The following is a 14,835-nucleotide window of genomic DNA, read 5'->3' on the forward strand; positions in this document are numbered from 1 at the left end:
TATCAAAACAAGTCTTAAATTCTCCTGGTTACAGGCTTAGATAATGTAATTGTATATACCTAACAAGGATGAAATATCTGCATGCTCTAAATTCTGAGCATCAGCAACAGCTTTGTATGTAATATGACCATCGTGTGTATTAACACCTTTTAATAAGGCCTCATTTTCTGTAACTGCTTGCTTGAATCCCTTATTAGCAATTTGTAAAGCATAAGGAACCGTGACATTCGTTAAAGCTATTGTTGAGGTGCGCGGTACAGCGCCTGGCATGTTGGCCACAGCATAATGCACAACATCATGTTTGACATAAATAGGATCACTATGAAATGTGAAGTGATCTGCAGTTTCGATACTTCCTCCTTGGTCAATGGCAATATCTACTACAACAGAACCTGGCTCCATCGATTTGATCATCTCTTCAGTTACGAGCTTTGGAGCTTTGGCGCCAGGAATTAATACGGAACTGATCAGAAGATCCGATTCCTTTACTGCCCTAGCGATATTGTAAGGATTTGATATTAGTGTAGATACCTGGTTGCCAAAAATATCATCCAACTCACGCAGGCGATCTGGATTTAAGTCTATGATAGTTACATCAGCTCCTAAACCAACAGCAATTTTAGCTGCATTGGTACCGGCAACACCTCCACCAATAATGGTTACTCTGCCACGTTTTACACCAGGGACTCCACCTAAGAGGATACCTTTCCCTCCATCTGGTTTTTGTAGATATTGTGCACCTACCTGGGTGGACATTCTACCCGCTACTTCACTCATTGGAGTCAGAAGCGGTAAACTGCCGTTTGGTAATTGAACAGTTTCATAAGCTATTGCAGTCACCCGTTTATTGATCAGCTCTTGAGTGATTTCAGGCTCAGCTGCTAAGTGTAGATAGGTAAATAAAATAAGGTCTTCACGGAAAAAGGGAAGTTCTCTTTTTAAAGGTTCCTTTACCTTCATGACCATATCCATCGACCACGCTTCATCTGCAGTCTCTACTATACTAGCTCCTGCCTGCACGTATTCTTCATCCCTAAAGCTTGATCCTAATCCCGCGCCTTTTTGTATAAAAACTTCATGCCCCGCACGTACAAGGGAATAAGCTCCCGCTGGCGTCATCGCCACGCGAGTTTCATCTTTTTTGATTTCTGTAGGTACACCAATACGCATATAATATTACACTTTTATGTATTTCAACTACTAATCGAAAATAAGCAAATACTTGAAACTATTGTATCCTTTTGAAAGCACTTCCTAAATATCCAGCCAAATCTCCGGCAATTAATGCTTCCATTGAATTGTTTTCCGCAGCAATATCACCCGCAAGACCATGAAGATAAACTCCTAATAACGCTGCATCAACAGGTTCATAGCCTTGACCGACTAATGATGTCAGTATCCCTGTAAGTACATCTCCGGTACCACCTGTTGCCATACCGGCATTTCCCGTATTATTAAAATAGGAGATGCCAGTGGGCATAGCCATAAAAGTGTGATGCCCCTTCAAAATAATAATAATATTCAGTTCCTTGGCCTTTTCTTTTGCAAGTTGAATTCTATCAAAATCATTGGATGAAACGCCAAAAAGACGCTCAAATTCTTTAGGGTGAGGAGTCAGTATGGAATAGGGAGGAAGTTTAAATAGAATTTCTTTGTGCAAAGACAAACAGTTAAGCGCATCCGCATCAACAATAATTGGTTTTTTCATGCTCTTCACCAGGTTAACTACGGCTTTTTGAGTCTTGGGATCTGTACCCAAACCTGGTCCAATACCAATAGCTGAAAACCTTTCAAGATCAGGAGGTAAATTGTCTATTAGCCCTATGTCTTCGCCAGTCATTGCCATAGCTTCTGGTACCGAAGTTTGAAGAATCTGGTATCCGCACTGGGGAATGAAAACGGTGACCAACCCGGCCCCGGATCTTAAAGATGATTTGGCTGCCAAAACTACAGCACCAATTTTACCATAACTTCCCCCAATTAAAAGCGTATGACCAAAAGTTCCCTTGTGCGCAAACTCCTGGCGTGGTTTATAAATTCCTTTGATATGCAGTAAATCGAGGAGCTGAAAATCAGTCGGTTCTTCAAAACCAGGATGTAAACCAATATCTAAAACCTGGACGTTCCCAACATAATCTTGACTTTCTGGTAGTAAGAAGGATAATTTATGAATTTGAAATGTTAGTGTGATGTCCGCTTTAACGATTGTATTTCCAACCGAAGATTGATCAATATACAATCCGGAAGGGACATCAATGGAAATTACTGTCGCAGGGGAATGATTAACATGGAATACAAGCGCTGCACTTAAACCCTCTAATGGCTTATTCAGGCCTGAGCCAAATAATGCGTCAATAACAATATCACCAGTCCCGATATGAGGAAACATGTCAGGGCTCTGGATAAAATGAATATCAATAGGCAATTCGTGTAAGCGCCGTAAATTAGTTTGAAAATCATCAGAACCTAATCGCCCAAACTCTAGGATGTAAACAACTACCCTTTTCCCTTTTTCCTTCAACAAACGGGCAATGGCGAGACCATCCCCGCCATTATTACCTTTACCACAGAAAATAATAAACTGCTTATTTGACCAGTTTTGTGCAAGAATCCATAGAACGCATTTCTGAGCAGCCCGTTCCATCAGGTCAACAGATAAAATAGGCTCATGGGCTATTGTATATTGATCCCATTCTTTAATCTGGTAAGCATTATAGATTTTCACGTTTCATCGCGATTGAAAAGCTTATTCCTTCCCTTCACTGCCTCCATTATCTTCTAAAACCTGTACACCACTTTCTCCATAATCACCAAACAAGTTATACATTTTTCGAGCAGTTGTATAAATACTGCTTTTATATTTATTCCCCAATATGATAATAGTGGCTTTTTCATCTATGAGCCGGGCAAAGGCAGAATTAAAACCATGCCAGCGCCCATGATGGTATACTAATTTTTTACCACTGGGAAGAATCAATAGGCGCCAACCTAAACCATAATTGTGCTGAGATGGACTTTCATTACTATAAGGTGTAAATGCAGAATCCAACAGTGCTTTATTCACAAGAAAATTGGTATATAATGCCTGGTCCCATTTGAGCAGATCCCTTGGAGTAGAGTAAACATTTTTATCACCGTAGGGGCCATCAGTATAATCAAGTTGCCATAATCCGCTACCTGCATTATAAGAAGGCGTAATACGTAGGGAATCATTCATTGTACACACAAACGTATTATTCATTTCAAGCGGCTCAAAAATGTTTGTCTTCATATAAACAGGGAAAGGTACCCCGCTTAGTTTTTCAATAATTAAAGCCAATAGAACATAATTTGTATTGCAATATTGAAACCTTGTGTTAGGATTAAAAGCCTTTGGTGGCCTTAGGGTCATTAAAGTATTTAGAACGTCCCCATTCGTTAAGAATGCCTTTCTGTCCCAATGATTGGGTTCAAGGTAATACATATAGTTGGGCAACCCACTTCTGTGGCTGAGCAACATTTTTACAGTTACACCCGGGTAAGGAAATCCTGGAAAAAAAACTCCCAACGAATCATTAAGCTGCAATTTCCCCTCCTGAATGAGTTTTAAAATAGCTATAGCAGTAAATGTCTTACTTGTTGATGCAATTTGAAGAGGGGTCTCTGCAGTTAAACCTTCTTTTGTTTTAATATCTTTATAACCAACATATTTCTCATAAACAATAGTTCCGTTTTTCGCCACAAGTATACTCCCGTTGAAGTCAGATCTTAATAAAGAATGATTAAGAAAATTTTCTATAGCATGTTGATATTTCTGCTTTTCTAAATTACTCAAACTAGCCATAGCAGCCACGTGCATGGAATCTTTAGGGGCTATATGAAGTTTATCTTTTTGAGATTTACAACCCAACAGGCACACAAATAATCCAACAATAAAAAAAATGACTCTCAAAACAATATTTTTTTGCAAATGTAGAGGCGGAAAATTAAAAGACTTACTTATCTAATACAAAAAGAATCCCAAAATAATTTATCCGTTAAATAATTCATCATAAATACATGTGTTATTTAAAGATTTTTAAACAAAAACGAATAACACAAAATATTATTTCAATAAACTGACAATTGTCAATAATTAACTTTAGTCATTTTTCGGCTGATTTATAGATATTTGCACCATGGAAACTCCCAAAACAAGCTACCCCAAAGAAAAAATCAAAATATTATTACTGGAAAACATTAGTGATGCAGCAGTTAAAAAGTTTGTTGATAGTGGATATGCTTCCGTTGAAAAGCTGACAAAAGCATTGCCCGAAGATGAACTGATTCAAAAAATTAAAGACGTTCATATTATAGGTATCCGCTCTAAAACAAATATCACTAAACCAGTTTTGGAGGCAGCTTCAAAATTACAGGCAATTGGTTGCTTTTGTATCGGTACTAATCAGGTAGACTTGCAGTCTGCTACCGATCATGGTGTTGCTGTTTTTAATGCACCTTATTCTAATACACGTTCAGTTGCAGAACTTGTTATTGCATCTTCCATTCTTTTGATTAGAAGAATTTTAGATAAAAATTTAGCCGCTCATAAAGGTGGATGGTCAAAAGATGCTTCAGGCAGTCATGAATTACGTGGAAAGACCCTTGGTATAATTGGCTATGGCAATATTGGCGCTCAAGTGAGTATCCTGGCCGAAGCTATGGGTATGAAGGTCATTTTCTACGATGTTGAAACTAAATTGCCTTTAGGTAATGCTAGAGATACCAAAAGCATGAAAGATTTATTAAGCCAGGCCGATGTTGTGACCTTACACGTTCCGGAAACTGCGCAAACAAAAAATCTTATCAATAAGAATAATCTAAAATATTTCAAAAAAGGCGCAATTATTATCAACTATGCAAGGGGAGAGGTGATGGACCTCGATGCATTGAAAAAAGCTATTGAAGCCGGACAAATAAGTGGCGCTGCTGTTGACGTGTTCCCGGTTGAACCTGAAAAAAATGGGGATCCTTTTATTACACCATTACAAGGTTTGCCCAATGTGTTGTTAACACCTCACATCGGGGGCTCTACGGAAGAAGCACAACATAATATAGGCGATGATGTGAGCAATAAGCTGTTGAACTTTTTAGAAAAAGGTATTAGCTGGGGCTCTCATACCGTTCCAGCCTTGTCTTTGCCTCCACAAGAAGGTGCACATCGAATTCTGCACGTTCATAAAAATGTTCCTGGCGTTTTGTCTCAGATAAATGGCCAATTGTCAAATAATAATATTAATATCTTGGGACAATACCTGAAAACAAATGACCGTATTGGTTATGTAGTTCTGGATGTCGATAAGGAACTTTCTAGCCAGGCTGCTGAACTTTTAAAACAAGTTCCGAATACGATTAAAGTGAGAGTGCTTTATTGAAAATAAAGTTTTTGAAAAATAGAATAAGAGCTCCGTTAATTGCGGGGCTCTTATTTTTTAATCAGTATATGGCCTTGTGCATTTTAAATAGCCAATTATAGTCAAGACCAATAAGCTGAATAATTATGTGAATAATCCATCTCAGGAATAAAATACATTAATGTCGCATAATTTATATTATGTTAAATAGTGTTTAAAAGAAAAAGCCGGAATTTATCCGGCTCTTCTATTATTAAATTCCAAACTCTTTCACTTTGTCTTCGTAAGATTTAGCCTTATCAAACTGCTTCTTCATGTTATAGTAATCAATGAGAACGTTGGACACAAATTTAAGGTTACCTTTTTCGTAAGCCTTTAGATCCTTTTTTCCTGTGTAACCAGTAAAGGATGTTTCAGCGTAAGGAACTAATTTATCCCAGGTTTTATTTACTGAAGCTGCCAGGTCTTTCCTTTTCTTAACTGCATCTGGTGTTGCTCCTTTAATGGCTCTGGACTGGTCTTCAAGTTTGTAAACCTGCTCAGAGAGATAACGAACCATTAAAAGATTGGCATCAGGTGTACTATTTGCCTTAACCGCATTTGCTATCGCTACTTCTACCATTGGATCATACGTTGCCGCATCAGCTGGTTTTTTATCACCCGCATAAACGTAGTTGAAAAGTTCAACAGCATAGTTATAGTTTAGGTAATAATTTGTTGGATTAGCTTTTGTCAGCTCCTGGTATTTCGCAAACAGCTTTGCTTTGTCTTCACGCACTGGTGATAATTCGGCTTCAAACCAGTAATCGCTTTCTGGGTAAAGCTCACGGCCAAGAGCTAGATATTTCGCCTTGTTAGCTTCATCGCCTTTCTTTATATAATAATCAACCAAAAGCTGGTAGATTTCAATGTAGTTCTCTCCCTTTATCTTTTTATCAGCCAAACGTTGATAATAAACCATAGCAGAATCTTCCATCTTTGCTTTAGAAGCAGTTGCTGCAATATTTAAATGCAAGGCGGTATCAAATGCAGGAATATTGATTCCGGTATAAGTAAATCCTTTTTGAGAAATATACTCTTCTACTGCCAAAACATTCTTGAAGTTGTTAAATGAACCCGCAAAATTGTTAGCATTATAGTCTTTAACAGCTTGAGTGTAATATCCTTCATATAATTGGAACATCCGGACGTTTTGATCTAATGTCCCCATTACATTCTTGGGATCCAATTCATAATACTTCTTAAAAGCATTGAAAGCTTCACCCTTGTAGTCCATGTCCGTTTTGGTCGAATCCATGCCAAGATTAGTATATACTATTCCTTTATAAAACCAGGCATTGGCATTTTTCTGGCCTTTAGGATCTGCCAAAATCTTGTCGATTTCTTTTTTAGCTTCATCATACTTCTTACTGTCGATCTTTTCTTTTACGGCATCAAGTTTTTGGGCAAACATGGTAGCACTGCTGGCAACCAGTATTGCAGAGAGAATTAATTTCCGCATTGCTGTTTTTTTAATTTTGAATTTTTGTTATGATGGAACACCGTCCTCTTGTGGAGATGAGTCTTCGCTTAGATTCGTTGCTTCATCGTTGGTCGTTTTTTCATTTTCTATTAATTCAGCACTCTCCTCCTCATCTACATGTATCTGCGTAATGGCGGCAATTTCATCACCTTCATCAATTCTGATAAGTTTAACACCCTGGGTTGCTCTTCCCAATTCACTAATATTGGCAACATTCATCCTGATCGTCACTCCACTCCTGCACGTAATAATAAGATCTTCTTTTTCTGCAACATCAAGAATACCAACTAGGCTACCTGTTTTAGCAGTAACAGATATAGTTTTCACACCTTTCCCACCTCTGTTGGTCGTGCGGTACTCATCAACAGCTGTACGTTTTCCATACCCTTTTTCGCTTACAACCAGTACTGTTCTGTCAGGTGTGGATGGATTAACACAAATCATACCAACAACCTCATCTTCTTCATTATCAACTTCAATACCAGTTACTCCGATCGCTCCTCTACCGGTTGAACGTACTTTACTCTCTGGGAATCGGATCGCTCTACCACTTTTAACAGCCAACATAATTTCGCAATTTCCATCTGTCAACCGGGCTTCTAATAATTGATCCCCTTCAACAATGGTTATTGCATTGACACCCGTCTGACGGGGGCGGCTAAAGTCAGCAAGATCCGTTTTCTTAATGATACCTTTCTTGGTACATAATACAATATGGTGCGAATTCACAAAGTCTGCATCCTGTAAATCTGCAATATCGATGATCGCGCGGATCTTATCATCCGGTGCAATTTGCAGGACGTTTTGAATGGCGCGGCCTTTACTGTTCTTCTCCCCTTCTGGAATCTCATAAACGTTCAGCCAGTAACACCTTCCCTTCTCTGTGAAAAACAAAAGCGTGTGGTGTGTTGAGGCAACAAACAGGTGCTCGATAAAGTCTTCCTCCCTGGTCCTGCCCCCCATCGCTCCTCTTCCTCCACGTTTCTGAGCCCTGAATTCTGTGGCCGAAGTGCGTTTAATGTATCCTAAATGAGAAATAGTAATGACAACATCTTCTTCCTTGATTAAATCCTTGATACTTACTTCATTATCCAGGTATGTGATCTCCGATTTACGGGCATCACCAAAACGCTCTTTGATTTCCAGCAATTCGTTTTTGATTAGATCAAAACGCATGCTTTCATTAGCCAGTAACTCTCTTAAATGGGAAATCAATTTCATCAATTCATCATATTCCTGTTTGATTTTTTCCCTTTCCATGCCGGTCAAACGTTGCAGACGCAATTCAAGGATCGCTTTTGCTTGTATTTCGTCAAGCCCCCAACCCGCACTTACTAACGCTTCTTTGGCAATTTCCGGCGTTGATGAAGCTCGAATTAAAGCAATCACTTCATCCAGGTGATCCAGCGCAATTAAATAACCTTGAAGGATATGAGCTTTCTTCTCAGCTTCTTTCAATTCAAATTGCGTCCGGCGCACAACAACTTCATGGCGGAAGTCAACAAATTCCCCGATAAGATCTTTCAGATTTAATATGCGGGGACGGCCTTTTACCAGTGCTACATTATTAATGCCATAGCTGGTTTGAAGTTCCGTGAATTTGTATAATTGGTTCACAACAACGTTGGCAACCGCATCGCGCTTCAGATCAACGACAATCCGGGTACCTTCCTTTTTATTGGATTCATTGTTGACGTGAGCGATGGTATCAATGGTACCATCCTTAACCAGTTGACCAATACGATCGCAAAGCGCATCCCTGTTCACCTGGTAAGGTACTTCCGTAATAATGATTTGCTCTCGCCCGCTAGGTTTCGTATCGATATGAAGCTTGCCTCTCAATACAACACGGCCACGGCCAAAATTAAAGCCAGCCTTTACCCCTTCCATACCATAGATGATACCACCTGTAGGAAAATCAGGAGCCTTTACGTAATGCATCAGTTCATCAATGGTAATTTCTCTGTTATCAATAAAGGCAATACAGCCATCGATAACTTCACCAAGATTGTGTGGCATCATGTTCGTAGCCATACCTACGGCAATACCACTCGATCCATTAACCAGGAGGTTGGGAATTCGACTGGGTAGTACTGTGGGCTCTTCAAGGGAATCGTCAAAATTTAACTGAAAATCAACGGTTTCCTTGTCAATGTCCAGGAGCATGCTCTCAGAAATACGATGAAGACGGGCTTCCGTGTAACGCATAGCCGCAGGGCCATCGCCATCCTGGCTACCAAAGTTACCTTGACCATCCACCATCATGTAGCGCATACTCCACCCTTGGGCCATACGCACCATGGCATCATATACTGAAGAATCCCCATGGGGGTGATATTTACCCAAAACTTCACCAACTACACGGGCAGATTTCTTGTAAGGCCGGTTATAACTCATGCCCAGCTCATTCATCGCATACAAAATACGGCGGTGAACTGGCTTAAATCCATCTCTAACATCAGGAAGTGCGCGTCCAACAATCACCGACATAGAATAATCTATATAGGCGGTTTTCATTTGCTCCTCAATGTTAACAGGAATTATACGGTTTAAATCATTTGTCTCTTGCGGTTGCAGATTATCTTCCATTCGTTTCAGCTTAATTTATAGCTTTTTTGAAGCGAGCAAATTTACCTCTTCTATAGCTAAAAACCTTAAAAAATATAGATGTTTTAATATGAATAAACAATTGATTTATATAATACGTTGTTAATGTTTATTTCTAAATTGGAAAGCAACAGTATAAGAGTTAAAATATATAAAATATGTTTTATTTGAGATATGAAGCCTTAATCTCATTTTTCTGATAATTTAAAAATTAGGGACGATTAGGATAGCCTTCTCAAATTAGTTGATTCCATTGCTTACCCAGTAACTCTTCTATATTGATATTCCTTAAAATCATCTCAGAAATGGGCACAGTATTTTCTGCACATTTTTAAGGATGTAAAATGTGGAGTTATGAAAAGGTATTTTTTGAGGAGAAACAAAGAGGATAAGGGATGGTTTTTTGCCCCAATGTCACAAACGTGCTGGTTTTTGGTTGTGACTGCAGTTTTAATGTTCGATTTTTTTATTATAAAAGCTATTGTGCAAGGATTTGAATCTTATCCAAGCGATTTTATAGCCATTAAAAATGCATTGCAAAACGATCCCCCTGACGGAAATGATGACAAAAATTATCAGAATGCATTGGTCAAAGAAATAATAGCAGCATCAGACACAGGAATTAAATCACATAATACCAGCACAAGTGAAACAAAAATATTAAGCCTGGAAGTACTAAAAAAGTTGCTGCAGGTTAAGAATAATAAATATCATATAAATTCAACTGGCGGCATTGATGATTTGGATATAACTGTTTATAATCCTTCAGATCACTTTATTGAATCGTTAACCGTTCAGATTGACTACTTCCAGGAAGATGGAAAACTGGTTCAAACAAAAGCTTATACAACTGCTTTTGTGAAACCCAAAAGCTACAAGACCATTCATATCCCGTCAAATACAAAAGGATCTAAAATAATCTATCGCATTACAAACATCAAGTCTTCTGAATGCGCCCCCCATGAATTCATGGCTTGACATTGACCCGTCACATTTCAAACTACTTTAACTTCACCTAAAAAAGGATGAAGCAAATATTGTTGTTTGGTGCAGGAAAGTCTTCGTCAGCATTGATTGATTATATATTGAAAAATGCAGAGGAAGAATTATGGAAATTGACCGTTATTGATGCAGATTTCCAGTTGGCCAAAAACAAGATTGGGGACTCGCCGTTCGGAATGGCTGCTACTTTTGATGTAAATGATAGCCACCAAAGAAGTTCCCTCATCCGGACAGCAGACTTGGTAATTTCTCTCTTACCTCCTCACCTGCATATTCAAATAGCTAAAGATTGCCTTCAACTCAGGAAGAATTTACTTACCGCTTCCTATATAAATAATGAATTAAGAAGTCTTAGTCAGGAAATCAAAGCAGCAGGAATCTTGTTTCTGTGCGAAATGGGATTGGATCCTGGTATCGACCACATGAGTGCTAAAAAAATCATTGATACCATTAGATCAAATGATGGAATGATCACTTCGTTTATGTCTCACTGTGGAGGATTGGTGGCGCCTGAGAGCGACGATAATCCATGGCATTACAAAATTAGTTGGAACCCTAAAAATGTTGTCAACGCAGGGAAGGATGGTGCCATATTTAAACAGGATGGTAAAATTGTAAAGCTCAATTATCATGAAGTATTCGGTGAAAAGCGGTATTTGGCCTTGGGAGAAGAGCTTTTTTGCTGGTATCCCAACCGGGATTCATTAAACTATGCACAGGTTTATGGCTTGGAGAACTGCCATACTTTTATCCGGACAACGCTCCGCCACCCTGATTTTATATATGGATGGCAAAACTTGATCGATCTGAAACTGACAGATGAAACTGTCTATCTCGAAACAGGCCATAAAACCGTCCATCAGGTATTTCAAGAGCATCTAGATAAAAATAATTTCAAAAACTGGCTGGAGCAAAAGCTCCACGATCAGTTTGACATTACAAAGTCTCTACTCTCAAACCTGGTCAATTTAACCCAAATGGAACAGCAATCATCTAAGCAAGGAATTGAGCCGGCAGAGAATTTTATGATGGTAACCGAAAAAGGTAGCCTGCAAAATGTTGATTTAGAAGATCTGAAAAACGATGCCGCTGCAACAATCGCATTTAAATTGCACGAATCCAAATTGACGCTGAGCCAATTGTTTTACTTAGGTATGGACGATAACAAAACCATGGTAAATAAAGGCCATTGCAGTGCAGCTAACTTTTTGCAATTTCTTCTTGAAAATAAATTGGCGTTAAAAGATCAGGACAAAGATCGGGTGGTGATGCTGCACGAAATAGAATATTTGATAGCAGATACACCTTTTAAAATAAGAAGTTCTTTAAGCATTAATGGTCAAAATAAAGATCATACAGCCATGGCTAAAACCGTCGGCTTACCCTTAGGAATAGCCGCAAAACTGATTTTGAAAGGTGAAATAAATTTAAAAGGACTACAGATACCGGTAAAAAAGGAGATTTATGAACCTGTGTTAAAAGAGCTGAAAGACCTCGGAATAGAGTTCACAGAAGAAACAATCCCGCTTTAATATTTGTAAAGGCAATGCTATCTATTATTAGAATTAAATATAGGTATGGAGTTTATATTAAGACGTTGGAATATGAAAGACCTGGACAGTTTGGTTCAATATGCAAACAATCAAAATATTGCTAGGTTTATGACAGATTTGTTCCCGCACCCTTATACCCAGGAAAAAGGTAGGGAATTCATCCAATACGCTTCAAAGGGAAATCCGCCTAATATCCTGGCAATTGAAATCGATGGAAAGGCTGTTGGGGGAATAGGCATTCATCCTCAGAGCGACATACAACGCAAGAATGCCGAATTAGGCTACTGGCTCGCCGAGCCTTACTGGGGAAAAGGAATTATTACAAAGGCAATTATTCAAATGATAGATTATGGATTTAAAAACTGGGATATTAACCGGATTTTTGCTAGGCCTTTCGGTCATAATATAGCATCCCAAAAAGCACTTGAAAAAGCCGGATTCTTATTGGAAGCTCGTTTTGAAAAAACCTTATTCAAAAATGGTGAATATATAGATGAACTGATTTATGCAATAAGGAAATAATACTGAAGCCTTAGTAATACAAGAGTTATAGATTTAATCTATTGAATCATAAATTTAACTGATTTCAACTATTTGCCCCTGGAGCCAATGGCTGATGGTTTTAGAAACTACCGTAAATTTCATGCCTTTGCATCCACCGAAGCCATGTTGATTGACAAGGCGCAACTGTTAATGCTTACGGTTCCAGAGTTAACGGTCTTAATTGCGGGTATGCGTGCCCTGGATACCAATTATGATGGCTCAAAGCATGGCATATTTACCGATAGGCCAGGTGTATTGACTAATGACTATTTGATAAACCTGCTGGACATGAGCACCGCCTGGAAAGCAATGGGCGAAGACAAGGAATTGTATCTCGGTACCGACCGGAAATCAGGCCAGCCGAAATGGACCGCCACCCGTGCCGACTTGGTATTTGGTTCCAACTCCGAACTCAGAGCCGTTGCCGAAGTGTATGCCAGTGACGATGCAAAGGAAAAATTTGTAATAGACTTTGTAACTGCTTGGGATAAAGTGATGAATTTAGACCGGTTTGATATTAAAAAGAAGTAAGCTGGCAAAAGTAAAAGTTGAAACAGAAGGGCAGTGAATTCCACTGCCTTTTGTTTTATATTATTAAGGAACAAAGGAGGATGCTAAGAAGTATTGCTAAGGCATGCTGAGGGAGTGGCGACCGCCCGAATGCGTGCAATATTGATGTTATCCTTCATGGCTTTTTATTTCTTTTTGGTAACCGTATACCAGTTTTTGTAACAGCTCTCTGGCTACTTTGATTTCTCTTGTTTTACCTACCCGAAACACATCGGTGAGAGCCAACAGGTCGTATAAAATGGCATCTACCTTAACAGCCTTAGTAACCGTGGGATATAATGGTTCAATGGCTTGTCCCCGCTCGATCCCTTCAGCATCAGGCCACACATACTTATCCTCAGCTTTGAAAAATCCAGACAACACTGGTGCCGAATGAGAGGTAGGAACGCCCTTTACCACAGGACCTGGCTGGGCGGGATAAACATAGCGAAGCCCAAAAATCAGGAAGTCCACAAAGGCGTTTACCATTACTTTTTTCCGTGAGGGATCCAAGAGGCCTACTATCATAGACCGGTTAAGGGATTCAGTGACTTCCGAAGCACTCATGAAAAGCTCCATAGCCAGTTCCTTAGAGTACCAAGGCTGAGAACCTTTGGCCATGATTTTGAGCAGGATCAATACATCTTGCGGGCGCATACCCCGGTGTGCTTTCATTTGTCTTTTTATGCAATATACTCCTTAATTCTCGATTCGCGATTCGCGAATTGCGAATATTTAATGCTTTTCATTATCAAGTTGCGCGTTGCGGACCGGACGGGACTGCATACTTTTTGCGTAATGCAGTCTGGTAAGGTATTGAAGAAAACTGTGAATTAGAGGGCACCTAATAGGGCACTTCTATTTTGAGTTGATTTAGATTGATTTGGGTTCAGACAATGGCGCAAAAGGACATCACCTTTATGAACTTGGTAGCCCCAATAGAGCCATTAGTTGAACTTTTCCTTACCAGCATGGCATAGGTCATGGTACCGCCAAATTTCACTTGGCCAGCCCCTCTTGCTACATCCACATTGATGGATTGGCCATCTTTGTTTTCCCACTGGGCGTTTTGTTTGCTCTTGTTGGCATCTTCAAAAGTATCTGAATTATCAGATACCATACTTGTTTATTATTCAGATTTTTTTGGTGCAAAGAATTTTGTATAGGGTGCCAGTGTTATAAAAAACGAATTCCCCTGTGTGCGGTTCCTTGCTCCAAGTTCGTCCCGTTGCTAATAATATGATCAGAGAATTAAGCGTTGTAAACTTTAATATATACATCGACTATCCAGATATAGAAATCACCGGCATAGGTCAATTACTATATATACATAATGGAAATATTTTAATCTTTAACGAACCATTAATTATCAAAGAACTTTAAACAAGAAATTTTAGTAGATTTGTATTCATGACAGGTACAGTTAACAATATTGAGCAAAAAACTTCTATTAAGTACATAGTACTTGATACAAGGAATTGTTATACCTGTTCTTTTACTGAATTTTTTCCCTTCTGCCAGGATCTTTACTATTTTTCTAGCTTCAAAGACTTCAATACGCTATCCTAAGCCTAATAATTACATTACTTGGGTAATCCTGCTTTTTATTATTCCTATTCTAAATCTGTAATGGAATGAGCCTTGCTTTGTTCCAAAATAAGAGTCTGAATTTAGACAGTATTTTCAT

The 14,835-nt window shown here is 38.9% G+C and carries 12 protein-coding genes; 5 read left to right on the forward strand and 7 right to left on the reverse strand.

The features are described 5' to 3' along the window. Positions 1-36: 36 nt before the first annotated feature. The 3 genes from ald to OCK74_RS08630 are packed head-to-tail and all read right to left on the reverse strand — an operon-like array spanning position 37 to position 3,931. Positions 37-1,170 (reverse strand): alanine dehydrogenase, encoded by a 1,134-nt coding sequence (gene ald / locus OCK74_RS08620; RefSeq protein ID WP_279296619.1) that lies wholly within the window; start codon positions 1,168-1,170, stop codon positions 37-39. A gap of 58 nt (positions 1,171-1,228) precedes the next feature. Next, positions 1,229-2,725: an NAD(P)H-hydrate dehydratase gene (locus OCK74_RS08625; RefSeq protein WP_279296620.1), complete on the reverse strand. Its 1,497-nt coding sequence runs from the start codon at positions 2,723-2,725 to the stop codon at positions 1,229-1,231. Positions 2,726-2,746: 21 nt separating this feature from the next. Then, positions 2,747-3,931 (reverse strand): serine hydrolase domain-containing protein, encoded by a 1,185-nt coding sequence (locus OCK74_RS08630; RefSeq protein WP_279296621.1) that lies wholly within the window; start codon positions 3,929-3,931, stop codon positions 2,747-2,749. A gap of 226 nt (positions 3,932-4,157) precedes the next feature. Here OCK74_RS08630 and serA point away from each other — a divergent pair, with 226 nt between their 5' ends. Beyond that, positions 4,158-5,393: a phosphoglycerate dehydrogenase gene (gene serA / locus OCK74_RS08635; protein WP_279296622.1), complete on the forward strand. Its 1,236-nt coding sequence runs from the start codon at positions 4,158-4,160 to the stop codon at positions 5,391-5,393. Positions 5,394-5,625: 232 nt separating this feature from the next. Here the strand turns inward: serA and OCK74_RS08640 are convergent, their stop codons facing one another. Together OCK74_RS08640 and gyrA are read right to left on the reverse strand one after the other, a co-directional pair. Continuing rightward, positions 5,626-6,873 carry a tetratricopeptide repeat protein gene (locus OCK74_RS08640; RefSeq protein ID WP_279296623.1) on the reverse strand — a complete coding sequence of 416 codons (1,248 nt, stop codon included), beginning with the start codon at positions 6,871-6,873 and terminating at the stop codon, positions 5,626-5,628. A gap of 27 nt (positions 6,874-6,900) precedes the next feature. Next, the gene (gene gyrA, locus OCK74_RS08645; protein ID WP_279296624.1) at positions 6,901-9,483 is read right to left on the reverse strand and encodes a DNA gyrase subunit A; all 2,583 of its coding nucleotides are present in this window, start codon (positions 9,481-9,483) and stop codon (positions 6,901-6,903) included. A 372-nt stretch (positions 9,484-9,855) separates the two neighbouring features. On the opposite strand from gyrA, the gene OCK74_RS08650 reads away from it, so the two are divergent. The 4 genes from OCK74_RS08650 (at position 9,856) to OCK74_RS08665 (ending at position 13,130) form a co-directional block, all read left to right on the forward strand. Further along, positions 9,856-10,479 (forward strand): hypothetical protein, encoded by a 624-nt coding sequence (locus OCK74_RS08650; protein ID WP_279296625.1) that lies wholly within the window; start codon positions 9,856-9,858, stop codon positions 10,477-10,479. A 47-nt stretch (positions 10,480-10,526) separates the two neighbouring features. Beyond that, positions 10,527-12,035: a saccharopine dehydrogenase C-terminal domain-containing protein gene (locus OCK74_RS08655; protein WP_279296626.1), complete on the forward strand. Its 1,509-nt coding sequence runs from the start codon at positions 10,527-10,529 to the stop codon at positions 12,033-12,035. A gap of 45 nt (positions 12,036-12,080) precedes the next feature. Next, the gene (locus tag OCK74_RS08660) at positions 12,081-12,578 is read left to right on the forward strand and encodes a GNAT family N-acetyltransferase (protein ID WP_279296627.1); all 498 of its coding nucleotides are present in this window, start codon (positions 12,081-12,083) and stop codon (positions 12,576-12,578) included. Between the two features lie 72 nt (positions 12,579-12,650). Then, entirely contained in the window at positions 12,651-13,130 is a 480-nt protein-coding gene (locus tag OCK74_RS08665) for a peroxidase family protein (protein WP_279296628.1), read from the forward strand. A 147-nt stretch (positions 13,131-13,277) separates the two neighbouring features. Here the strand turns inward: OCK74_RS08665 and OCK74_RS08670 are convergent, their stop codons facing one another. Next, a complete protein-coding gene (locus OCK74_RS08670) occupies positions 13,278-13,823 on the reverse strand; it encodes a hypothetical protein (RefSeq protein WP_279296629.1) in 546 nt (181 codons plus the stop codon). A gap of 214 nt (positions 13,824-14,037) precedes the next feature. Further along, positions 14,038-14,268 carry a hypothetical protein gene (locus tag OCK74_RS08675; protein ID WP_279296630.1) on the reverse strand — a complete coding sequence of 77 codons (231 nt, stop codon included), beginning with the start codon at positions 14,266-14,268 and terminating at the stop codon, positions 14,038-14,040. Between the last annotated feature and the right edge of the window lie 567 nt (positions 14,269-14,835).

This window comes from Paraflavisolibacter caeni (assembly GCF_025628885.1).
GTDB classification, from domain to species: domain Bacteria; phylum Bacteroidota; class Bacteroidia; order Chitinophagales; family Chitinophagaceae; genus Flavisolibacter; species Flavisolibacter caeni.

Bases quoted from the DNA above. Each gene is read 5' to 3' on its own strand.
- ald (WP_279296619.1), bottom strand. From the start codon at position 1,170: ATGCGTATTGGTGTACCTACAGAAATCAAAAAAGATGAAACTCGCGTG.
- serA (WP_279296622.1), top strand. From the start codon at position 4,158: ATGGAAACTCCCAAAACAAGCTACCCCAAAGAAAAAATCAAAATATTA.
- OCK74_RS08640 (WP_279296623.1), bottom strand. From the start codon at position 6,873: ATGCGGAAATTAATTCTCTCTGCAATACTGGTTGCCAGCAGTGCTACC.
- gyrA (WP_279296624.1), bottom strand. From the start codon at position 9,483: ATGGAAGATAATCTGCAACCGCAAGAGACAAATGATTTAAACCGTATA.
- OCK74_RS08650 (WP_279296625.1), top strand. From the start codon at position 9,856: ATGAAAAGGTATTTTTTGAGGAGAAACAAAGAGGATAAGGGATGGTTT.
- OCK74_RS08655 (WP_279296626.1), top strand. From the start codon at position 10,527: ATGAAGCAAATATTGTTGTTTGGTGCAGGAAAGTCTTCGTCAGCATTG.
- OCK74_RS08660 (WP_279296627.1), top strand. From the start codon at position 12,081: ATGGAGTTTATATTAAGACGTTGGAATATGAAAGACCTGGACAGTTTG.
- OCK74_RS08670 (WP_279296629.1), bottom strand. From the start codon at position 13,823: ATGAAAGCACACCGGGGTATGCGCCCGCAAGATGTATTGATCCTGCTC.
- OCK74_RS08675 (WP_279296630.1), bottom strand. From the start codon at position 14,268: ATGGTATCTGATAATTCAGATACTTTTGAAGATGCCAACAAGAGCAAA.